The sequence below is a fragment of the Paraburkholderia sp. SECH4 genome, assembly GCF_030511745.1.
Lineage (GTDB): Bacteria > Pseudomonadota > Gammaproteobacteria > Burkholderiales > Burkholderiaceae > Paraburkholderia > Paraburkholderia madseniana.
In genome coordinates, this window is record NZ_JALOCP010000008.1 from 116,095 (window position 1) to 139,177 (window position 23,083).

A 23,083-nucleotide genomic window follows, 5' to 3' on the forward strand; every position below is an offset into this window, starting at 1 on the left:
AGTCGCGGAATCGCGCCGCACAGAGCGATCGCGCGGCGCCAGAGGATTGCATGGCGCGGGCACGCCGCGGCTGCGCGCGCCGTTACTTACTCCTCGCGCTCCGACATCGTGTTGATGATCTTGTCCAGCGCCCCGCCGAACGCGAGTTTTTCCTGTTCGTCGAGGCAGTCGAACATATCCCCGTTCCACTTACGCGCGATCGGCATCACCTTGCGATAGAGCGCGCGGCCTTCAGGGGTTAGCGACACCAGCACGACGCGCCCGTCTTCGGCGCTCGGTTCGCGCTTGACGAGTCCTTGTTTGATCAACGCCTCAGCCGCACGGCTCGCCTGACTCTTGTCGAGGTTGGCGTGCCGCGCCAGTTCCATGATCGAAAACGGTCCAAACGAGCCCACCGACGCAACCACCCTTGCTTCAGGCAATGTCACGCCCAGTTTGTCCTGATAGCGCTCGCTGATGCCACGCTCGGCGAGTTTGTTCAGGACATGCAGACGGTACGTAAGCAACTGTTCGAGTCCGGTTCTGGCGGAGGCCTTCATTGTCTTCCCGTGATGAGTGGCGCGGTCGTGGCGCTGTGATTGTTGCCGCAACCGTTCCGTCGGTCAACGCGCGCCGTATTTCAGGCGCGTCAACTGTTCGGCCGCGTCCGCCAGCAAACGCGCCGCGTCGCGAATCGCAACCTCGAGCGTGATCGGCCCCGGAGCCGGAGAGAAGCAGCCACTGAAGTATTCGGCGAGGCGCGGTAGCGCCGCGGAGTCGACCGCGCCGGAGAGCAGCGTGGCCGGTACGCCCGCGGCCTGCGCATGACGGCAAGCAATGAACGGCGCCTTGCCGTGCAGCGTTTGCACGTCCGAGCGGCCTTCGCCGGTGATCAGCCAGTTCGCGCCCTCAAGCGCTGCGTCCAGGCCGATCTGGCGCGCGACGGTTTCCGCGCCCGGCTCGAACTGCGCACCGAGCATGTGCAGCGCAAAGCCGAGGCCACCGGCCGCACCCGCGCCGGGTTGGTCGCGTGCCGAGCGCCCTAGCGCGGCCTCGAGCAGATCGGCGAAGCGGGCGAGGGCGGCGTCGATCGGGGCAACCTGTTCCGGCTTCACACCCTTTTGCGGACCGAACACCGCAGTTGCGCCGTGATCGCCGGTCAGGGGATTATCCACGTCCGACATGCCGACGAATTGTGTGTCCGCGAGGCGCGCATCAAGTTGCGACACGTCGAGGCGCGCCACGCGCGCGAGTTGTTCAGGTGTAGCGTCGAGTTCCTTGTCTTGCGCGTCGAAAAGTTTCAGCCCGAGGCCGGCCAGCAAGCCGGCGCCACCGTCGTTCGTGCTGCTGCCGCCGAGCGCGACGAAAAAGCGCCGCACGCCTGCATCGAGCAGCGCGCGAATCGCTTCGCCCATACCGCGCGTGCTGCGCGCCTCGACCGGTAGGCCCATGCCGACCGGATCGGTAATGCCGACGATTTCCGCCGTTTCGATGATCGCGCTGCCATCCGCAAGCAGGCCGGTGAGTGCTTCACGCACCGGACCGGCCGCGCCGCGCACGCTCAGCTTGCGGCGTTCGCCGCCGCTCGTGAGCATGGCGTCGAGCGTGCCTTCCCCGCCGTCGGCCATCGGACAGATGCGCACGCTGGCGTCCGGCCGGGCGCGCTGGATGCCGGACGCAATCGCCTGTGCGACCTGTTCCGCGCTGAGCGAACCTTTGAAGGAATCGGGAGCAATGACGACGACAGGCGAGGACGGCAAATTCGGCATGATGTCTCTGAATGGTTGGAGTCGTTGCGAGGGCGGGTGAATTGAACAGATGCGGGCGCAGCCCCGAGCGCGTCCGTAAGCTTATCAGCATGGGCGCGCCGACTGAATATGTCGAATGGCATAGCCGGGATTGTCCGTGAAGGGGCGTGCGGGATCCATCCGTGCGAACGCGGGCGGCAGGCGCGACGCTATCGGTCGCGCGGGCGCTTCCGGAGGAAGCGTGGAAGGCGAAAGGGATCGTCAAGCCGCCGCAAGCGGGCTGAAAACTGATAGTGGGTGGGCGTGAAGCAGGCAGCGAACAGCCACCAGACAACCCGCAAACAGATGAAAAACAGCGCGGAAAGCGGCCCGAACACCGATAAAAGCGCGCGCAATCATCGAATCCCGGCTAAGCGCGCAAATAGTTTGCTAAAATATTCGGCTCTTTGGACCCAACCGTGCTGCCGGCGGCCTGCAAGCCCGCGGCGCAGGCGCGCAATCGATGCTGAGCGACTTGAACGCGGCATCGAAAAGCGGCACGGAGAAGATAACTGATTCGCTCGAATAATTTTAGGACGATTGAAGCCATGGCTAACGTTGTTGAAAACCTCGGCAAGCTCGAACGCCGCGTAACGATTTCCCTGCCGAAGGACGCCGTGCAGAAGGAAGTGGACTCGCGTATCCGCCAACTGGCAAAGAACGTGCGCATGCCGGGTTTCCGCCCGGGCAAGGTGCCGCTCAAGATGGTGACGCAACAGTATTCGGGCCAGGTTGAAGCTGAAGTGCTGAGCGACAAGGTCGGCAAGGAATTTTTCGATATCAGCCGCGCCGAAAACCTGCGCGTTGCCGGTCAGCCGAGCTTCGCGCCGAAGGCCGACGCTGCTGAAGGCGATTACGCGTTCGACGCGACGTTCGAGGTGTATCCGGAAGTGAAGCTGGGCGACGTCGCCACGGCCGAAATCGAACGCACCACGACCACCATCAGCGAAGCGGAAATCGACCGCACGCTGGACATCCTGCGCAAGCAGCGCGTGCACTTCCACGCTCGTGGCGAAGCCGGCGAGCATGGCGACGGCGGCGCGGACACGGCGGCTAAAGACGGCGACCGCGTGACGGTCGACTTCGTCGGCAAGATCGACGGTGAAGTGTTCCAGGGCGGCAGCGCTGAAGACTTCGCATTCGTGCTGGGCGAAGGCCGCATGCTGCCGGAATTCGAAAAGGCAGCGCTGGGCCTCGCGGTCGGCGCATCGAAGGAATTCGACCTGGCTTTCCCGGCTGACTATCACGGCAAGGATGTCGCCGGTAAGACCGCGCAATTCACGATCACGATGAAGAAGATCGAGTGGCCGCATCTGCCGGAAATCGACGCTGAATTCGCAAAGTCGCTCGGTATCGAAGACGGCGATCTGGTCAAGATGCGCGCTGAGATCAAAGACAATCTCGAACGCGAAGCGAAGCGCCGCACGCAAGCCATCGTCAAGAATCAGGTGATGGACGCGTTGCTGAAGATTTCGGAACTCGACGTGCCGAGCGCCTTGATCGCACAAGATCAGGAACGCCTCGTCGGCATGGCCCGTCAGGACCTCGAGCAACGTGGCGTGCCGAACGCCGCTGACGCACCGATCCCGGCTGAAATGTTCAAGGAACAGGCTGAGCGTCGCGTCAAGCTGGGCCTCGTACTGGCCGAGCTGGTCAAGGCCAACGAACTGCAAGCCAAGCCGGAGCAGATTCGTGCCGAAGTCGACGAATTCGCGAAAAGCTACGAAGACCCGAAGGAAGTCGTCCGCTGGTATTATTCCAATCAGCAACGTCTTGCAGAAATGGAAGCGTACGTCGTTGAAGCCAACGTCGTCGATTTCGTCCTCAGCAAGGCCAAGGTGACGGACAAGGAAGTAAGCTTCGAAGAACTGGCAAGCGCAACGGCGCAAGCGTAAGCGTCGCTGCAACGGCGTGCCGGCTGTCGGAGCGACGGCCCGCACGCCGTTTTTTTGTGCTGTGAAAGTACGGTGCGTTTTGCATGGCGCGTTTCACACTGCGTCGCACGCCGCGCTCGCACTGATCGCGCACTTGAATACGGGCTCGTCGGCCACACCTGTCTAGCATCTAATATTTAGAATATTTCCAGACAAGGATCCATTGCATGACCTTTCGCGCCCAAATGCTGGACACGTTGACCTCCCAGTCGTCCCGGGATCTCGAAGCGCAGGCGCTCGGACTGGTGCCGATCGTCGTGGAAACGAGCGGCCGGGGCGAGCGCTCGTATGACATCTATTCGCGTCTGCTGAAGGAACGCATCGTGTTCCTGGTCGGCGAAGTGAACGACCAGACGGCCAACCTCGTCGTCGCGCAGATGTTGTTCCTTGAAAGTGAAAACCCGGACAAGGACATCAGCTTCTACATCAACAGCCCGGGCGGTTCGGTTTCGGCCGGGATGGCGATCTACGACACGATGCAGTTCATCAAGCCGGACGTGTCGACGCTGTGCATGGGTCTCGCGGCCAGTATGGGCGCGTTCCTGCTGGCGGCGGGCGCGAAGGGCAAGCGCTTTGCGCTGCCGAATTCACGTGTGATGATTCACCAGCCGCTGGGCGGGGCGCGCGGCCAGGCGTCGGACATAGAAATCCAGGCGCGTGAAATCCTGTACCTGAAGGAACGTCTGAATCATCTGCTCGCGCACCACACCGGCCAGCCGGTCGAGCGTATTGCACGCGACACCGACCGCGACAATTTCATGTCCGGCGATGACGCGCAAGCTTACGGTCTGGTTGACCAGGTGGCGCACAAGCGTCCTTGAAGTGTCCTTGAAACGCCGGTGCGGTCTTGCCCCAAAACGGGGCGAGGCCGTCGTCGGATCGGTTGTGAAATAATCAAGACTCGTCCGAGTGCCTGCGGCAAACGCCGTCACCTTGGCTCAAGCCCTGCCGCGCCCAAACTGCGAGGCCGGGGCAAACGGCGTATCATGTAATCGAGTGTCCGGAGGCTCACACATCTATGGCGGACAAGAAAGGTTCTAACAGCGAAAAGCTGTTGTATTGCTCGTTCTGTGGCAAGAGCCAGCATGAAGTCAAAAAACTGATTGCCGGCCCGTCGGTGTTCATCTGTGATGAATGTATCGACCTGTGCAACGAAATCATCCGCGATGAGGCTGCAGGTGCGGGCATCGAGGCGGGCTTGTCCAAGTCCGATCTGCCGAGTCCGCAGGAAATCCGTGAAATCCTCGACCAGTACGTGATCGGTCAGGAACGCGCGAAGAAGATTCTCGCGGTCGCGGTGTACAACCACTACAAGCGCCTCAAGCACCTCGACAAGAAGGATGAGATCGAGCTGTCCAAGAGCAACATTCTGCTGATCGGCCCGACCGGTTCCGGCAAGACCTTGCTCGCGCAGACGCTCGCACGCCTTCTGAACGTCCCGTTCGTCATTGCCGATGCAACGACGCTGACGGAAGCCGGCTACGTCGGCGAAGACGTCGAGAACATCATTCAGAAGCTGCTGCAGAATTGCAATTACGAAGTCGACAAGGCCCAGCGCGGCATTGTCTACATCGACGAAATCGACAAGATCAGCCGCAAGTCCGACAACCCGTCGATCACCCGCGATGTGTCGGGCGAAGGCGTGCAACAGGCTTTGCTGAAACTGGTTGAAGGCACGATGGCGTCGGTGCCGCCGCAAGGTGGCCGTAAGCATCCGAATCAGGACTTCATCCAGGTCGACACCACCAATATTCTGTTCATTTGCGGTGGCGCATTCGACGGCCTCGAGAAAGTCATCGTCGACCGTACCGAGAAAACCGGTATCGGCTTCGGCGCAAGCGTGAAGAGCAAGCAGGACCGCGATGCCGGCGAAGTGCTGCGCGAAGTGGAACCGGAAGATCTGATCAAGTTCGGCCTGATTCCTGAACTGATCGGCCGTCTGCCGGTGGTGGCTACGCTCGGCAAACTCGACGAAGTCGCGCTGATGAAGATCCTCGTCGAACCGAAGAATGCTCTGGTGAAGCAATACCACAAGCTGTTCAATATGGAACGCGTCGAGCTCGAAATTCGCCCGGCTGCGTTGCAGGCTGTCGCACGTAAAGCGATCCGTCGCAAGACGGGCGCTCGCGGCCTGCGCTCCATCCTGGAACAGGCGTTGCTTGATGTCATGTACGACCTGCCGCAGATGAAAGGTGTTAGCAAGGTCATCATCGACGACAACGTGATTGACGGCGACGGTAAACCCCTACTGATCTACGAAGACGCGCCCAAAGTGGCGGGTTCGAACTGATCGGCTTTCGGGTTCTGCAAAAAAAGCCGTTCATGGCAACGTGAACGGCTTTTTTCGTTTATCGTGTGGTCAGGATGGTTGTTTTCACTATGGAGTCACTGAACCTTCGGAGTCACTGAACTTTTCCCACACGCGGAGGCTTGCAATCTTTTCTGCTGGCCTCACCTATCGAACGAACTGATTCCACTCATGGGGAAATGAAATGTCAGGAACCCAACTCCTTCCGCCGGAACGCATTACGCTCCCGCTGCTCCCGCTGCGTGACGTAGTCGTCTTCCCGCACATGGTGATTCCGCTCTTCGTAGGCCGCCCGAAGTCGATCAAGGCTCTTGAAGCAGCGATGGAAGGCGGCAAGCACATCATGCTCGTCGCCCAGAAAACGGCTGCGAAAGATGAGCCGACCGAAAAGGACATGTACGAAGTAGGGTGTATCGCCAACATCCTGCAAATGCTGAAGCTGCCCGATGGCACCGTTAAGGTGCTCGTCGAGGGCTTGCAGCGCGCGAAAACGCTTTCCATCGAAGAACAGGAAACGCAGTTCTCGTGCGAAGTCATGCCGCTCGAACCCGACCACGCCGACAGCGCTGAAACTGAAGCGCTGCGCCGCGCGATCGTGTCGCAGTTCGACCAATATGTAAAGCTGAACAAGAAGATCCCGCCGGAGATCCTGACGTCGCTGTCGGGCATCGACGAGGCTGGCCGGCTGGCCGACACGATCGCGGCGCATCTGCCGCTCAAGCTCGACCAGAAGCAGCACATCCTCGAAATGTTCCCGGTCATCGAGCGCCTCGAGCATCTGCTCGCGCAACTCGAAGCCGAGATCGACATCCTACAGGTCGAAAAGCGCATCCGTGGGCGTGTGAAGCGCCAGATGGAGAAGAGCCAGCGCGAGTACTACCTGAACGAACAGGTCAAGGCGATCCAGAAGGAACTGGGCGAAGGCGAAGAAGGTGCGGATCTCGAGGAACTCGAGAAGCGCATCACGGCCGCGCGCATGCCGAAGGAAGCCAAGAAGAAGGCCGACGCCGAGCTGAAGAAGCTCAAGCTGATGTCGCCGATGTCGGCTGAAGCGACCGTCGTGCGTAACTACATCGATACGCTGATCGGCTTGCCGTGGCGCAAGAAGAGCAAGGTCAACAACGACCTCTCGAATGCGGAACGCGTGCTCGACGAAGACCACTTCGGTCTCGAGAAAGTGAAGGAACGCATTCTCGAGTATCTCGCGGTCCAGCAACGTGTCGACAAGGTGAAAGCGCCGATCCTGTGCCTCGTTGGGCCTCCGGGTGTCGGTAAGACGTCGCTGGGTCAGTCGATCGCTCGCGCTACGAACCGCAAGTTCGTGCGTATGGCGCTCGGCGGCGTGCGCGACGAAGCCGAGATTCGCGGTCACCGTCGTACGTACATCGGTTCGATGCCCGGCAAGATTCTGCAAAGCCTGACCAAGGTCGGCGTGCGCAATCCGCTCTTCCTGCTCGACGAAGTCGACAAGATGGGCCAGGATTTCCGTGGCGATCCGTCCTCGGCTCTGCTGGAAGTGCTTGATCCGGAACAGAACCATACGTTCGCCGATCACTATGTCGAAGTCGACTTCGATCTGTCGGACGTGATGTTCGTGGCAACGTCGAACTCGTTGAACATTCCGCCGCCGCTGCTCGACCGGATGGAAGTGATCCGTCTGTCGGGTTATACGGAAGACGAGAAGGTCAGCATCGCGCAACGTTATCTTTTGCCCAAGCAGAAGAAGAACAACGGCCTCAAGGATGGCGAGGTCGATGTTACGGAAACCGCGATCCGCGACATTATTCGTTACTACACGCGTGAAGCGGGCGTGCGTTCGCTCGAGCGTGAAGGGGGGGGGGGGGGGGGGGGGGGGGGGGGGGGGGGGGGGGGGGGGGGGGGGGGGGTGACGGTCGACGGCAGCAATATCGACACCTTCCTCGGCGTGCGCAAGTACGACTTCGGTCTGGCCGCGAAGGAAAATCAGGTTGGCCAGGTCACGGGTCTTGCGTGGACGGAAGTGGGCGGCGATCTGCTGACCATCGAAGCCGCGGTGATGCCGGGTAAGGGCAATGTGATTCGCACGGGTTCGCTCGGCGACGTGATGAAGGAATCAGTCGAAGCTGCGCGCTCGGTGGTCCGCTCGCGTTCGCGCCGTCTGGGTATCAAGGATGAAGCGTTCGAGAAGCAGGATATTCACATTCACGTGCCGGAAGGCGCGACGCCGAAGGACGGTCCTTCGGCCGGTATCGCGATGACGACCGCGCTGGTGTCGGTGTTGACCGGTATTCCGGTTCGTGCCGATGTCGCGATGACGGGCGAAATCACGTTGCGTGGCGAAGTCCTGCCGATCGGCGGCCTGAAGGAAAAATTGCTGGCAGCGCATCGCGGCGGTATCAAGCTGGTGCTGGTTCCGGAAGAAAACGTCAAGGACTTGACGGAGATTCCGGACAACGTGAAGAACGCCATCGAAATCATGCCGGTCCGTTGGATCGACAGGGTGCTCGAACTGGCGCTCGAACGTGTGCCGCAGGCGTTGCCGGACGAAGAGCCCAAGCCTGCTGCGCCTGTCGCGGCGGCTGAGCCGGGCAAAGACGCCGGTGCAACGGAAGTCGTGAAACACTAAGCTAGTCGGCGACGAAAGCTGTTTGCTGTATAAAAACCCGCGGCCTCGGTCGCGGGTTTTTTATTGCCTGCGAGATGCCGGAAGTTACGTCTGGAACGCACGTAATCCCACCTTTTGAGTAAAGGACGCTTTCAGCCGCTGACTGGTTGTGCGCGCATCCATCTATAGCAAGATTTGGTGACAGAGGGCGCCCTCCAGAACCGCTTAAGTCAGGCTCAACCCCGCTTGACACAAGGGTTTCGGCCAATTCTAATGAGTCGGCCCGGCGTGACCCGCCGGCCGCGTGATGCCAGGCGCTACAGAGCGCCGTCACGATTGCCACAAACATTCTCGGGGGTTGGAATGAATAAAACGGAATTGATCGATCACATTGCGCAGCAAGCCGATATTTCGAAGGCCGCGGCAGGCCGTGCACTCGACGCGGTGATCGGTGGGGTCAAAGGTACGTTGAAGAAAGGTGGTTCGGTGACGCTGGTGGGTTTCGGTACCTTTGCCGTGGGCAAGCGTACCGCGCGTACGGGCCGCAATCCGCGCACCGGCGCCGCCATCAAGATCAAGGCAGCGAAGGTCCCTAAATTTAGGCCTGGCAAAGCTCTGAAGGATGCGCTAAACTAATGGGCTTGCTGCTTGAGGAATTGCAGGTTCGTTAGAAAGAAGTGCGACGAATTCTGTGTGACTAGTGTGACTTTGCGTCGCACTAGTTGATGCGCAAGTTGATCAATCAGGCAGCAAAAGCAGGAGCACGCTGAATCGCGAAACGGGTGCTTAGCTCAGTTGGTAGAGCGGCGCCCTTACAAGGCGTAGGTCGGGAGTTCGAGCCTCTCAGCACCCACCAGTTTCAGATTCGGCTCAGTGGTTCTGTTTAGTGCAGTGCAGTATAAGGAGTGGTAGTTCAGTCGGTTAGAATACCGGCCTGTCACGCCGGGGGTCGCGGGTTCGAGTCCCGTCCACTCCGCCAGTATCCACGAAAGGCGAACTCCGGTTCGCCTTTTTTATTGCCCGCTGTTGTAAGATCGGGCGTTCTGTTTTTGGCACTCCTTCACGCATGCTCGATTTTTTCCGCAATCACAAACGCCTGATGATGTTCATGCTCATCCTCGTCATTGTGCCGGGGTTGGGTTTTGTGGGTATCCAAGGCTTCCGCGGCTTCTTTGACGAAAGTGCAAACGTCGCCAGCGTCAACGGCCACAAGATTACTCGCGCAGAGTATGACAACGCGATGCGTCAGCAGCTTGACCGCGCCCGTCAAATGCTCGGTGCGCAGTTCGACATGAAGTCGTTCGATACACCTGCGCGCCGTAGCGAAATGCTCGACGGTCTGATCGAGCAGCGCGTGCTGGCTGACGAAACACAGCGCCTGCATCTGACCGCGTCTGACGACGCCGTGCGCCGTGTGCTGCTGAACGATCCGGTGATCTCGTCGCTGAAGAATCCTGACGGCTCGATCGACGTCGACCGCTACAAGCAGTTGCTCGCGATGCAAGGCATGACGCCCGATCAATACGACGAACGTGTGCGTTACAGCATTGCTACGCAGCAGTTGCCGGCAAGCATTCAAGGCAGCGCCTTCACGTCGAAGACTCTCGCACAGCATCTCACCGAGCTCGCCGAACAGCAGCGCGAAGTGCAGGGTATTGCGTTCCATCCGCGCGACTATGCAGCGAAGGTGCAGCCCACGGATGCGCAACTGCAGGCCTATTACGATGCGCATCGCAACGATTTCGCCACGCCCGCCACGGCAACGATCCAGTACCTTGTGATGTCGACGGCAACGTTGTCTGCTGCCGTGCAGCCGAGCGACGCTGATCTGAAAAAGTACTACGACGACAACGTCGCGCATTACCGCACGGACGGCCAGGTGCGCGCGAGCCACATCCTGATCGCCGCGCCGAAAGATGCAAGCGCGGCTGACAGGGCCAAGGCAAAGCAGAAGGCCGACGAGGTGCTCGCACAGGTCAAGGCACATCCGGACCAGTTCGCGCAGATCGCGCAGCAGAATTCGCAGGATCCGGGTTCGGCGTCGAAGGGCGGTGATCTGGGTTACTTCGGTCGCGGCATGATCGCTGGCGGCCAGGCGTTCGACGACGCCGTGTTCGGTCTCAAGAAAGACGAAGTTAGCGGCATCGTGCAGACCGACTTCGGCTATCACATCGTCAAGGTCACGGACGTGAAGCCAGCCGTCACCAAGCCGTTCGACGAAGTGAAAGATCAGATCGCGAAAGACCTGAAAACGCAACTGGCCAGCAAGGCATTCGGCGACGACTCGGAAGGCTTCACGTCAATCGTTTACGAGAAGGCGAAGAGCCTGCAGCCCGCCGTTGACAAGTACAAGCTGCAATTGCAAACGGCCACCGTCACGCCGCAGCCGGATCCGAAGCTGCCGCCTGACAGCCCGCTGAAAAACGCGAAGTTCCTGGCTGCCGTGTTCGCGAGCGATGCGGTCACTGCGCGTAACAACACGCAAGCGATCGACGTTGGCGGTAACACGCTGATCGCGGCGCACGTGACCGATTACAAGGCTGCAGCCGTGCCGGCGCTCGACGCGGTCAAGGACGCAGTGCGTCAGAAAGTGATCGCGGTTCAGTCGAACGAGGCCGCTCACAAGGAAGGTATCGCGAAGCTGGCGGAGTTCGACAAGTCGAAGGCCACAACGGGCTTCTCGTCGCCGCTGAAGGTTTCGCGCAACGACGCACAAGGCGTGCCGCCGGATGCATTGAGTGCAATCTACAAAGCAGACGCGCAAAAGTTACCTGCGTACGTCGGTGTGGACCTCGGCGATGACGGCTATGCGATCTATCGCGTGAACGCGGTCGTTGCAAGCGCCCCGATCGATCCGCAGCGTCTGGCTGCTGCGCAGCAGCAGATTGCGCAAGTCGATGCGCAATCCGACGCCGAGGCTTACGTCGAGGCGCTGCGTACCCGTTCGAAGGTGAAGTTCTACGGCTCGCTCGACAGCAGCAATGCGCAGGCGAGCGGCGAATAAGCACTCGCGCGAGCGCGCAAACAGGTAAAGCGCGCAGCTACAAAAATGCCCCGCAATTGCGGGGCATTTTTATTTGACGAGTGCAAGCGCGTCAAACGTTCTGCTTGGGAGCGCGGCTTGTTATGCCGTCAGCCGCCTAGAGGCAAGCGCTGATCGAACTGGTGGCATCGCTGCCCGCAGCGCCATTGGCGCGGAAGCCGACCCATGAACCCGGGCCGGTGTAGGAGGGCCGCACGACGGCTGCTGCGCCGTTAGGCGGCTGCTGACCCGGCATATAGACATCCATTGCCTGGTCGTTAGCCATGATGTCTTGCGACACGACTTGCTGTTGCGAGCTATCGGCCCACTTGTGCGCGATGCACGTAGCGACGGCCTTCGGCGGCTGCTGGCTTTGGCCCACGGATTGGACGCCGACAGGCGGTTGAGCGGCGGATGCAGAAATTGCCACGGTCAAAGCGATTAACGGTAAATATTTCACGTTATCTCCTCAGAAGTCGCTCAGAATCGAGCCGGGTTGCGCGGGATTACGAAAGTCGGAGCGATCTTGCCGATCCGCGCTCCCCAATTACCGGAAACAAGTTGTTAGCGAGCTTTTCAGTGCGGCGAACTTGCGCGAAGGAGTGGCTTGATAGCCGGCCACACGTTGTTGAGTAGCACCGGCTGTGCCTGCTGCGTGGGATGGATCTGATCCGCCTGAAACATCTCCGGTTTGTCGGCGATGCCGGCCAGCAGGAAGGGCACCAACGGCACGCGCAATTGCTTCGAGAGTTCGCCGTACAGGCCGTGGAACTTTTGCGTGTAGTCGGGGCCGTAATTGGGTGGTACATACATGCCGACCAGCACGACCTTCGCGTGGCCTTGTTGAGCCTGCTCGATGATCGTGCGCAGGTTGTCTTCGGTTGTGGCGAGCGGCACGCCGCGCAATGCATCGTTGGCGCCGAGCTCGACGATCACGATACTCGGCTTGAGCCGTTGCAGGAGCGCCGGCAGGCGGGCCCGGCCACCGCTCGTGGTGTCGCCGCTGATGCTCGCATTGGCGACGCTATAATCGATTCGCTCATCGGTGAGGCGCTGGCGCATCAAGGCAACCCAGCCAGTGTCGCGGGGCAAGCCGTATTCGGCGGAGATGCTGTCGCCGAGCACGACGATCACCGGCTTGGCCTGTTCGGGCGGGTTGGCCGCATGGGCTGGGAAGGGCAATGAAAACAGGGTTGCGGCCAGCACGGCCGGGCCGAATGCAGTAGTCAGCGCCGTCGCTACGGCGCGCACTTTCAACCTACGCTTCACCATGCTAAACAAAACTGATCCAGTCATTGAAGTGCGGGGTTTGTGCAAGAAGGTTAAGGATGCAACAGGCGAACTGACGATTCTCGAGGACATCGATCTTGCTATCGATGCCGGCAGCAGTGTGGCGATCGTCGGTGCATCCGGGTCGGGCAAGTCTACGCTGCTCGGCTTGCTCGCAGGATTGGACAGTGCGAGCTCGGGCTCGGTTCGGCTGCTCGGCCGCGAACTCACCGAACTGGACGAAGACGAGCGCGCTGCGTTGCGCAGCGGTTCGGTCGGTTTCGTGTTCCAGTCGTTTCAACTGATGCCGCATTTGACGGCGCTCGAAAACGTCACCCTTCCGCTCGAACTGCAAGGCGGCATCGGTACGCGCGAGGCCGCGGCGCGTGCGCGCGGATTGCTGGAGCAGGTGGGGCTCGCCAAGCGCACCGGGCACTATCCGAAGCTGCTGTCGGGCGGCGAACAGCAACGGGTCGCGCTCGCGCGGGCCTTTGTCACCCATCCGGCGATCCTGTTCGCCGACGAGCCGACCGGCAGTCTCGATGCCGCCACCGGTCACGCGGTGATCGATTTGATGTTCGAGATGAACCGCGCGAACGGCGCCACGTTGATCCTCGTCACGCACGACATCGAGCTGGCGCGCCGCTGCGATACGACGGTGACCATCGAAGCGGGACGTCTGGCCTGAGAAGCGTGCCAGCCGCGCGTCACTCGTTCGTACAAAGCAAAGCGGGCCACAGGGGCCCGCTTTGCTTTTCATCTCTGCAACTTGATAACGCAACGCCGCTAACCACGCGCGCGTGAGCAATCAGCGCATGCGGCACGGGCAAGCGCGCCGCTTACGCTCATCGCTTCAAGGCAGCACGCGCCCGCGCGATCAACGCTGACGTCGACGAGTCATGCTTCTTTTCATCGACGCTTGCCGACGTCAAATCCGCCTCGACCACCTTGCCGAGGATCTTGCCCAATTCGACGCCCCATTGATCGAACGGGTTGATGTCCCATACCGATGCCTGCACCAGCACCTTATGCTCGTACAGCGCGATCAATGCGCCGAGCGAACGCGCGGTGAGTGCATCGACCAGCAGTGTGCTCGTCGGGCGGTTGCCCGGAAACACCAGATGCGGTGCCAGTTCCGGCTTGTCCGCACCGGCAACCTTCTTCGCTTCTTCGAGCGTGCGACCCAGCATCAACGCTTCGCTTTGCGCGAAGCAGTTCGCCAGCAGCTTCGGATGATGACTGACGAGCGGATGCTCCGGCGTCAACACGGCGATGAAGTCGATCGGCACGATCGTCGGACCTTGGTGCAGCATCTGGAAAAACGCATGCTGACCGTTCGTGCCCGGTTCGCCCCAGGTCACGGCAGCGGTCGGATAGTCGACCATTGCGCCATCGAGACGCGCCGACTTGCCGTTGCTCTCCATTTCGAGCTGTTGCAGATACGACGGCAGGAAATGCAGCGCTTCCGAATATGGCGCGACCAGATAGCTTTGCGAGCCGAAAAAGTTGCGATACCAGATGCCGATCATGCCGAGCAGCACCGGCAGATTCTTCTCGAGCGGCGCGTCGCGGAAATGCTGGTCCATCTCGTTGGCGCCGGCCAGCAGTTCGTCGAACTGTTTCGGCCCGATCGCGATCATGATCGACAGACCCACTGCCGACCACAGCGAATAACGCCCACCGACCCAGTCCCACATCTCGAACACATTCTCTTTCGCGATGCCGAACCTGACCACCTCGGCCGGGTTCGCCGACACGCCGACGAAGTGCTTCGCCAGCGCACTCTCCGGGCAGCCTTTCTCGATGAACCAGTCGCGCAGCGAGCGCGCATTGGTCATCGTTTCGAGCGTCGTGAAGGTCTTGGAGACGATGATCGCAAGCGTCTCTTCGGGGTCGATCATCTGCATCACGTTGTACAGATCCGCGCCGTCCACGTTCGACACGAAGTGCGTGGTGATCTCGGGCGTAGCCAGATGATGCAGCGCGTGCACGACCATCTTCGGCCCGAGGTCCGAGCCGCCGATGCCGATGTTCACGACGTAGCGAATCCGCTTGCCGGTGTAGCCGGTCCACTCGCCGCTGCGGACCTTGTCGGCGAACGCGGCCATCCTGGCGCGTTCGGCCAGGATTTCCGCATGGAACGGTGCTTTCGGATCAGTGGCGCGCAGCGCGGTGTGCAAGGCGGCGCGGCCTTCGGTCGGGTTGACGACTTCGCCCGCGAACATCGCGTCGCGGCGCTTCTCGACGCCGGCTTCGCGCGCGAGTTGCACCAGCAGTTTCAGGGTTTCGTCGGTGATGCGGTTCTTCGAAAAATCGGCCGCGAGACCGCCGCCCGCGAACGCAAAGCGCTCAGCACGGGTAGGGGCGGGATCGTTCTCGGGGGCGAACCAGTCGCGCATGTGCGCATCGCGAATCTTCTCGTAATGCGTTTGCAGCGAGGACCAGGAGGGGAGCGAGTTCTGCGTCATAGCGTCCGTCTAACGAAGGGGCACGAAGAAAGGCGCGCGCGTGAAGCGCTGCCGAGGATGATGCAACGATGCTGTTAGAGCGATGCCGCGCGGTGGGGTTCGCGGTGGGTTACGGGGAAACTTCGCGAGTCCGCCCGGAATCGAACGGCTCACCGAAATTTCGCCGTAACCCGCGATGAACCCGACGCGCGGCGCAGTCAATCAGTATAACGGCGTTGTGTGACGGGTGGCAGCGGTTTGGGAGTCCCATGCAAACTGTGGGATGGGGCGCCACGTTCAGGACACCCCGTTTGAGGCGCTGCATGGGGCGCTTCATTCACCCGCTGAATCATCCACCCGTTGCCGGATAGAACATACGGTTTAGCAAAGTTCGCACCATCGGGGTGAGTTCACCCGCCGTCAAACCGGCTGGGCCGTGGCCTTGCGCGCTGAGCGTGTCGGCGGCGAGGCCGTGCAGGTAGACGCCTGCCAGTGCGGCTTCGTAACGCGGCAGATGCTGGGCAAGCAGTGCGCCGATGATGCCGCCGAGCACGTCGCCGGTGCCGCCTGTCGCGAGTGCGGCATTGCCGGTCGGATTGATCGCGACGCGGCCGTCCGGCGCGGCGATAACCGTGCCCGTGCCTTTCAGCACGACTACCGCGGCAAAACGCGCGGCTAGTGCCCGCGCTGCGGCGAGGCGGTCGCGTTGCACGCTTCGCGCATTGGTGCCGAGCAGGCGCGCGGCTTCCAACGGATGCGGCGTGAGCACGCAGGGATCACCTTGTACGCCGCGCGCGGTGACTTCGGCCGCGAGCGATGAGTCTGCCGAAATCAGATTGAGCGCGTCGGCGTCGAACAGTTTGGGTACGTCGAGCGTCAGCACGTCGTGCATGACACGCGTGGCGATGTCGCGCAGACCCATGCCGCAACCGACGGCGAGCGCGTCCATTTTGTCGAGCGGCAGATCGTCGATCGCATGCAGCATCAGTTCGGGATGCGGCGGATCGTAGGGCGGGGCGCCGTCGCCGAGCAAGGCAACGTGCACTTTGCCCGCACCGGTGTAGAGCGCCGCGCGCGAGGCGAGGATCGGCGCGCCGCACATGCCGGTGTCGCCGCCGACCACGGCGAGGCTGCCGAAGGTGCCCTTGTTGGTGGCAAAGTCGCGCGGCGGAAGAAAGTCGGCGAACAGCGCCGGCGCGTTGAGTTGCACGGCCGTGCGGGTGGTGCTGTCAATGCCGATCGGCGCCACGGTTACCGTGCCGGCAAGATCGCGGCCCTGCGCCGTGAAGAGGCCGGGCTTTGCGCCGATGAAGGTGATCGTGTGGGTGGCGTGGACTGCGGTGCTGTCGTTCTGGCTTTCGCCTTGCCCCCCGCCTTGCCCCTGTTTTTCGCCGACGACCGTGCCGGTGTCGCTGTCGAGGCCGCTTGGCGTATCGAGCGCCAGGACGCCGCCTTTTCTGGACTTTGCTTTCGTGCGTTGTGAGAGCTGGCGGGCGATGGCAGCAAAGACGCCCTCCAGAGGGCGGGTCAGACCGATGCCGAACATGCCGTCCACCAGCCATGTATAGCTTTCCAGCGAAGCCGGCGGTGTCGATGTAATGGCTACGCCTGCGGCCCGGGCGGTGTCGAGCGCCCAGCGGGCGTCGTCCGGCTTGACTTCAAGCGGCATGCAAAGATCTACGGCGATACTTGCGCGGCGTAGCTCCGCGGCCACGATCAATGCGTCGCCGCCGTTGTTGCCCGGGCCTGCTACGACCCATACCTTGTGCTTCGATTTTTCGATCGATGTGTCGCGGGTGATCAGCTCTTGCAGGTAGCTCGCGGCTGCTTTGCCGGCGCGAGACATCAGGGTGTGCTGAGGCAGTGCCGCCGCGGCCTGGGTTTCAAGGATTCGCAGGTCGGTTAGCGTGAGCAGCGGCAACGCGCGGTTGTGCGGGCTGATTAATGTCGGGAGCGTGGATTCGGGCACTGTCATGGCGAGGCTTGGAGTTCACCTTGGGCAAGGTGAGGAAGCGTTGGGAGCCACTATGGTAGTGCCGATATGCTCCCGCCGCGCCATTTACTGGAATCGGTCCGCGCGCAGCGCAGCCAGCGTGTCCGCGGGAACGTCGGGGGTCTTGTCCGAGATCAGGTCGGCGATCAGCTTGCCTGCCCCGCATGCCAGACCCCAACCGGCCGGCCCGTGGCCGGCGTTCACGAACAGACGCGGATGAAGCGCATTGCCGATCACAGGCATTCCGTCCGGCGACAGCAGCTTTACGCCTTCCCACGGCAAGGCCGCAGAGATCCGGGCAGCGCCCGGAATCCAGTCGTGAGTCGCCTGGCCCAGCAGCGCCAGCGCTTCCTTAGTCAACGCTTCGCCGAGCGGCTTGTCGATCTGCCCAGCACTTTGCAAAACCGCGCCGCCCGCAACCCGCAGGCGATGATTCATGCGGCTGACCGTAATCCGCTTGACCGCGTCGACAATCGCGACGTGCGGTGCGCATTCCTCATGGGCGATCGGCGCCACCAGGTTATGCAGGCGCAGCGGATGCAACGGCAGCCGCAGCCCCAGCCGTTCGAGCAGCGGCAGACTGCCGTAACCTGCAGCGACGACGATCGCATCGGCGTTGATCACGTCGACTTCGCGTGAACGCGATGCCATGCCAGGCCGTGGCGCCAGTTCCACCGCGGCACGCTGACCTTCGAGGCGAATCGCCGAGACTTCGCAGCCCAGCATGAATTGCACGCCGCCCTGGGTATCGAGGGTTTGCTTGATCAGTTTCGCGAAAAGCGGGCAGTTGGCCGTGCGCTCGTGGTCGAACAGCACGCCGCCAGCGAATTCCGGCTCGGTCCGCACGGAATGCTCGAACGCGGCGCATTCGGCCGGCGTGAGCACATGGTGCGGGACTTCGTATTGGCGCAGCAGCTCGAGCGCGGTCTGGGTCTGCTGCCATTCCTGCTCGGAACGCACCAGATAGAGCAGGCCGCTCGCCTGCTCGAATTCCAGCCCGAAGCGCGCTTCGACGTCGGCCATCGCCTCGCGCGATGCTTCGATCAACGGACGCAGCCGCGCGTACTGGCGGCTGAACGCCTCCGGCTCCTGCAAAGCGGCCAGTTGCTTGATGAACTGGCGCGCCGGCCCGTTGAAGCCGGTCTTGCTGATCACGCCGTTTTTGGCGCCCTGACGGCTCGCCATGAAAGTCGGGCCGAACCAGACGTCGAGCGGGGTCGGCAGCACGGTGCCGCCGTGCCCATAGGTCGCGCCTTGCGCGACCGTTGCGTGGCGCTCGACGACGCATACCCGGTGACCGGCCGCGCGCAGTTGATAAGCGGTGGCGACGCCCACAATCCCGCCGCCAATGACGATGACATCCATGATCTGATTCGATTTGCCGGTGGGACGCCGAAACGCCGCGTTCCCGTTAAGCGTGGCATGCGGCGCACTGCCCGGGATTGCTCAGGCTGCCTGCGCCGATCTGGTGAAAGGGCGAATGATAGCAGTCAAAACGTCAGACCGGCCACGCAGACCCCGCCAAAACCCTGGTGCGACGCCCGTTGGAAGGCCGTTCCCGGGGTATAATCTCGGACTTCCTTTCCGCCTCACGTCGCCTTCACGCGCGACTCATCGGCATCATTAGCGACGCAACGTCAAGTCCATGGCCCACTTCTCGTGTTTCCCCGGCGCTTCGGCCCTTTCCGATTTCCGTCAAACCCGCCTGCTCGACACGCTTACGCGCATCGACGCCAACATCACCGGCGTGCGCGGGCAATATCTGCACTTCGTCAACGCGCAAACCCCGCTGTCCGCGGAAGACAACGCGAAGATCGAAGCGCTGATGCACTACGGCGATCCGCTCGAAGAAACCAAAGAGCGCGGCGCGGCCGAAACCTTCCTCGTGGTGCCGCGCTTCGGCACGGTGTCGCCGTGGGCCAGCAAGGCAACCGATATTGCTCACCTCTGTGGTCTCACGAAGGTGCGCCGTATCGAGCGCGGTGTCGAATACACGGTCACGCTGAAAAGCGGTTTGCTGGGCGGCAAGAAGGCGCTCTCCGACGAAGCCCGCGCGGCCGTTGCCGCGGCGCTGCACGACCGCATGACTGAGAGCGTGGCGCCCTCGCGCGATCACGCGCTGCACCTGTTCGACGAACTGCCGGCCAAGCCGCTGCAAACCGTCGACGTGTTGAGCAACGGCCGTGGCGCGCTGGAAGCGGCGAACACGGAACTGGGCCTCGCGCTCGCCGACGACGAAATCGACTACCTCGTCGACGCCTTCACGAAACTCGGCCGCAACCCGACCGACGTCGAGTTGATGATGTTCGCGCAGGCCAACAGCGAACACTGCCGTCACAAGATCTTCAACGCGGACTGGACGATCGACGGCGAGAAGCAGGACATCTCGCTGTTCAACATGATCCGCAACACGGAGAAGCTGAACCCGCAAGGCACCATCGTTGCCTATTCGGACAACTCGGCGATCATGGCGGGCGGCGTGGCTGAGCGCTGGTTCCCGCGCACGCCGGCTGAACCCGGCGCGATGCCCGAGCACTATCGCCGCAACGTCGAACTGACGCACACCTTGATGAAGGTGGAAACGCACAACCACCCGACCGCGATCTCGCCGTTCCCGGGCGCTTCGACCGGCGCGGGCGGCGAAATCCGCGACGAAGGCGCGACCGGCCGCGGCGCGCGTCCGAAGGCGGGTCTGGCGGGCTTCACGGTGTCGAATCTGGAATTGCCGGACGGCGTCGAAGCCTGGGAAAACGCCCGTGACGCCGCGCAGCCGCTGGCCCACCGGAACCCGGACGACAAGCACGAAGCTTACGGCCGTCCTGACCGCATCGCATCGCCGCTGCAAATCATGATCGACGGCCCGCTTGGCGGCGCCGCGTTCAACAACGAATTCGGCCGGCCGAATCTGGGTGGCTATTTCCGCGCTTACGAGCAGAACGTCGCGGGTCTGGTGCGCGGCTATCACAAGCCGATCATGATCGCCGGCGGCATCGGCAATATTTCGGATCAACACACGCACAAGCACGATCTGCCGGAAGGGTCGCTCCTGATCCAGATCGGCGGCCCGGGTATGCGCATCGGCATGGGCGGCGGCGCCGCCAGTTCGATGGCGACGGGCACCAACACGGCCGAACTCGACTTCGACTCGGTCCAGCGCGGCAATCCGGAAATCGAGCGCCGTGCGCAGGAAGTGATTAATGCGTGCTGGCAGCTCGGCGAGAAGAACCCGATTCTTAGCATTCACGACGTGGGTGCGGGCGGTCTGTCGAACGCGTTTCCGGAAGTCGTGGACGGCGCCAGCAAGGGCGCGATCTTCGATCTGCGCAAGATCCAGCTGGAAGAGAGCGGTTTGTCGCCGCGCGAAATCTGGTCGAACGAGGCGCAGGAGCGCTACGTGCTCGCGATTGCGCCGGCCGATCTGCCGGCCTTCGAAGCCATGTGCGAGCGCGAGCGTTGCCCGTTCGCGGTGGTCGGCACGGCTACGGCTGAACGTCAGTTGAAGGTGCTCGATTCCGAATCGAACGAGGACGCCGCACACGAGCCGGTCGACATGCCGATGGAAGTGCTGCTCGGCAAGGCGCCGCGCATGCATCGCGACGTCAAACGCGTCGAGCAGAAACTCGAGCCGGTGGATGTTACGGGCATCGCGTTGTCGGAAGTCGCGGTCAGCGTACTGCGTCACCCTACGGTGGCCAGCAAGTCGTTCCTGATCACTATCGGCGACCGCTCGGTGGGCGGCACGACCGCGCGCGACCAGATGGTCGGCCCGTGGCAAGTGCCGGTGGCCGACGTCGCGATTACGACGATGGACTACGCGGGCTTCCGCGGCGAAGCGATGACCATGGCCGAGCGTACGCCGCTCGCCGTGATCAACGCACCGGCGTCAGGCCGCATGGCGGTCGGCGAGGCGGTCACCAACATCGCGGCGGCGCCGATCACGTCGCTCGATAAGCTCAAGCTGTCGGCCAACTGGATGGCCGCATGCGGCGCAGCGGGCGAAGACGCCGCGCTGTACGACACGGTCAAGGCCATTGGCATGGAGCTGTGTCCGGCACTCGGTATCAGCATCCCGGTGGGCAAGGATTCGCTGTCCATGCGCACCAAGTGGGAAGACCGTGGCGTGGCGAAGGAAGTCGTCGCGCCGGTCTCGCTGATCATCTCGGCATTCGCGCCGGTCGAAGATGTACGTAAGCACCTCACGCCGCAACTGCGCAGCGCGGGCGACGTGGGCGACTCCGTGCTGATCGCGATCGACCTTGGCCGCGCCAAGCATCGTCTGGGTGGCAGTATTCTCGCGCAAGTCACGCAGCAGGTCGGCGACACGGTGCCGGACGTCGACGATCCAGAAGATCTGAAGCGTTTCTTCACCGCGATCCAGTCGCTCAATAGCGACGGCAAGCTGCTCGCGTACCACGACCGCTCGGACGGCGGCCTGTGGGCGACGGTTTGCGAAATGGCGTTTGCGGGTCACGTCGGCGTGTCGCTGAACGTCGACATGCTGATACTCGATCCGAACCACGAATCCGATTTCGGCGATGCGAAAGACTGGGCGAAGCAGACCAGTGGCCGTCGTGAAGACCGCACGATCCGCGCGCTCTTCACCGAAGAACTTGGCGCCGTCATTCAGGTGCGCGCAGCGGACCGCGACGCGGTGCTGGGCGCATTGCGCGAACACGGTCTGTCGGCATGCTCGCACGTGATCGGCAAGACCAACGAGCGCGATACGATCGAAATCTATCGCGACGCGAAGAAGATCTACGACGCACCGCGTACCGAATTGCATCGCGCGTGGAGCGAAGTGAGCTGGCGTATTTCGCGTCTGCGCGACAACCCGGCTTGTGCCGATGCTGAGTACGACGCGCTTTCCGATGCGGCCGATCCGGGCATCTCGCCGGTTCTCACGTTCGATCCTTCGGAAGATGTGGCAGCGCCGTTCATCGGCAGGGGCGCACGTCCGCGTGTCGCGATCCTGCGTGAGCAAGGCGTGAACTCGCACCTCGAAACGGCTTATGCATTCGACCGCGCCGGCTTCGACGCGCACGACGTGCACATGAGCGACCTGCTGGCCGGCCGCGCCAACCTGGCGGATTTCGCCGGTGCGGTGGCGTGCGGCGGCTTCTCATACGGCGATACGCTGGGCGCCGGTGAAGGCTGGGCGAAGGCGATCCGTTTCAACTCGCAACTGGCCGATATGTTCGCCGCGTTCTTCGGCCGCGAAGACACGTTCGCACTGGGCATCTGCAACGGCTGCCAGATGATGAGCAGCCTCGCGTCGATGATTCCGGGCGCCGAAGCATGGCCGAAGTTCACGCGCAACAAGTCGGAGAAATTCGAAGCGCGCTTCTCGCTGGTCGAAGTGCAGGCTTCGCCGTCGATCTTCTTCGCCGGCATGGAAGGCTCGCGCATTCCGGTGGCGATTGCGCACGGCGAAGGTTATGCGGACTTCTCGCAGCAAGGCGATGCGTCGAAGGTGGCTGTGGCGATGCGTTACGTCGATCACCGTGGGCAGGCAACGGAGCAGTATCCGTTCAACCCGAACGGTTCGCCAAATGGCATCACGTCGGTTACGACGCCTGATGGCCGCTTCAGCGTGCTGATGCCGCACACCGAGCGCGTGCATCGCGCGGTGCAGATGAGCTGGCATCCGGAAGGTTGGGGTGAGGGCAGCACGGACGCGAGCCCGTGGCTGCGCGTGTTCCAGAACGCACGTCGCTGGTTGGGTTGAAGCGCACGCAGAAACAAAAAAACCGCCCGAGGGCG

Annotated in this window: 15 protein-coding genes and 2 tRNA genes; 10 read left to right on the forward strand and 7 right to left on the reverse strand. The window is 62.2% G+C overall.

The genetic code is table 11. The features are described 5' to 3' along the window. Nucleotides 1–86: 86 nt before the first annotated feature. A complete protein-coding gene (locus M0D67_RS13920) occupies nt 87–539 on the reverse strand; it encodes a MarR family winged helix-turn-helix transcriptional regulator (RefSeq protein WP_154563151.1) in 453 nt (150 codons plus the stop codon). A gap of 63 nt (nt 540–602) precedes the next feature. Next, nucleotides 603–1,748, reverse strand: a complete 1,146-nt coding sequence (locus M0D67_RS13925) for a glycerate kinase (RefSeq protein WP_171925723.1) — start codon at nt 1,746–1,748, stop codon at nt 603–605. 566 nt (nt 1,749–2,314) lie between these two features. Here M0D67_RS13925 and tig point away from each other — a divergent pair. The 8 genes from tig to M0D67_RS13965 all read left to right on the forward strand — a co-directional run bounded on the left by tig (nt 2,315) and on the right by M0D67_RS13965 (nt 11,596). Then, the gene (gene tig, locus M0D67_RS13930) at nt 2,315–3,661 is read left to right on the forward strand and encodes a trigger factor (protein WP_054039527.1); all 1,347 of its coding nucleotides are present in this window, start codon (nt 2,315–2,317) and stop codon (nt 3,659–3,661) included. Between the two features lie 206 nt (nt 3,662–3,867). After that, a complete protein-coding gene (gene clpP / locus M0D67_RS13935) occupies nt 3,868–4,521 on the forward strand; it encodes an ATP-dependent Clp endopeptidase proteolytic subunit ClpP (RefSeq protein ID WP_007182010.1) in 654 nt (217 codons plus the stop codon). Nucleotides 4,522–4,718: 197 nt separating this feature from the next. Then, on the forward strand, nt 4,719–5,990 hold the full coding sequence (gene clpX, locus M0D67_RS13940; RefSeq protein ID WP_007182009.1) for an ATP-dependent Clp protease ATP-binding subunit ClpX: 1,272 nt from the start codon (nt 4,719–4,721) through the stop codon (nt 5,988–5,990). A 202-nt stretch (nt 5,991–6,192) separates the two neighbouring features. Next, complete coding sequence (lon, locus tag M0D67_RS13945) at nt 6,193–8,613, forward strand: endopeptidase La (protein WP_266238939.1); 2,421 nt, start codon at nt 6,193–6,195, stop codon at nt 8,611–8,613. A 252-nt stretch (nt 8,614–8,865) separates the two neighbouring features. Further along, the gene (locus tag M0D67_RS13950; protein ID WP_266238940.1) at nt 8,866–9,228 is read left to right on the forward strand and encodes an HU family DNA-binding protein; all 363 of its coding nucleotides are present in this window, start codon (nt 8,866–8,868) and stop codon (nt 9,226–9,228) included. Nucleotides 9,229–9,372: 144 nt separating this feature from the next. Beyond that, nucleotides 9,373–9,448 (forward strand) — tRNA-Val (locus M0D67_RS13955). A gap of 46 nt (nt 9,449–9,494) precedes the next feature. Continuing rightward, nucleotides 9,495–9,571: transfer RNA gene (locus tag M0D67_RS13960), tRNA-Asp, on the forward strand. A gap of 87 nt (nt 9,572–9,658) precedes the next feature. Then, nucleotides 9,659–11,596 (forward strand): SurA N-terminal domain-containing protein, encoded by a 1,938-nt coding sequence (locus tag M0D67_RS13965; RefSeq protein ID WP_266238941.1) that lies wholly within the window; start codon nt 9,659–9,661, stop codon nt 11,594–11,596. 136 nt (nt 11,597–11,732) lie between these two features. Here M0D67_RS13965 and M0D67_RS13970 read toward each other — a convergent pair whose 3' ends face one another. After that, nucleotides 11,733–12,074, reverse strand: a complete 342-nt coding sequence (locus M0D67_RS13970) for a hypothetical protein (protein WP_168435613.1) — start codon at nt 12,072–12,074, stop codon at nt 11,733–11,735. 116 nt (nt 12,075–12,190) lie between these two features. Continuing rightward, the gene (locus M0D67_RS13975; protein ID WP_154559237.1) at nt 12,191–12,886 is read right to left on the reverse strand and encodes an arylesterase; all 696 of its coding nucleotides are present in this window, start codon (nt 12,884–12,886) and stop codon (nt 12,191–12,193) included. On the opposite strand from M0D67_RS13975, the gene M0D67_RS13980 reads away from it, so the two are divergent. After that, entirely contained in the window at nt 12,885–13,571 is a 687-nt protein-coding gene (locus tag M0D67_RS13980) for an ABC transporter ATP-binding protein (RefSeq protein WP_154559238.1), read from the forward strand. The two genes, M0D67_RS13975 and M0D67_RS13980, sit on opposite strands and share 2 nt — an antisense overlap. A 157-nt stretch (nt 13,572–13,728) precedes the next feature. Here the strand turns inward: M0D67_RS13980 and pgi are convergent, their stop codons facing one another. The 3 genes from pgi to M0D67_RS13995 form a co-directional block, all read right to left on the reverse strand. Then, a complete protein-coding gene (pgi, locus tag M0D67_RS13985) occupies nt 13,729–15,351 on the reverse strand; it encodes a glucose-6-phosphate isomerase (RefSeq protein WP_171925721.1) in 1,623 nt (540 codons plus the stop codon). A gap of 328 nt (nt 15,352–15,679) precedes the next feature. Then, entirely contained in the window at nt 15,680–17,305 is a 1,626-nt protein-coding gene (locus tag M0D67_RS13990) for an NAD(P)H-hydrate dehydratase (RefSeq protein ID WP_171925720.1), read from the reverse strand. Nucleotides 17,306–17,389: 84 nt separating this feature from the next. Further along, nucleotides 17,390–18,688 carry an FAD-dependent oxidoreductase gene (locus M0D67_RS13995; RefSeq protein WP_154559241.1) on the reverse strand — a complete coding sequence of 433 codons (1,299 nt, stop codon included), beginning with the start codon at nt 18,686–18,688 and terminating at the stop codon, nt 17,390–17,392. A 280-nt stretch (nt 18,689–18,968) separates the two neighbouring features. Here M0D67_RS13995 and purL point away from each other — a divergent pair, with 280 nt between their 5' ends. Then, the gene (purL, locus tag M0D67_RS14000) at nt 18,969–23,048 is read left to right on the forward strand and encodes a phosphoribosylformylglycinamidine synthase (RefSeq protein WP_171925719.1); all 4,080 of its coding nucleotides are present in this window, start codon (nt 18,969–18,971) and stop codon (nt 23,046–23,048) included. Nucleotides 23,049–23,083: the final 35 nt, after the last annotated feature.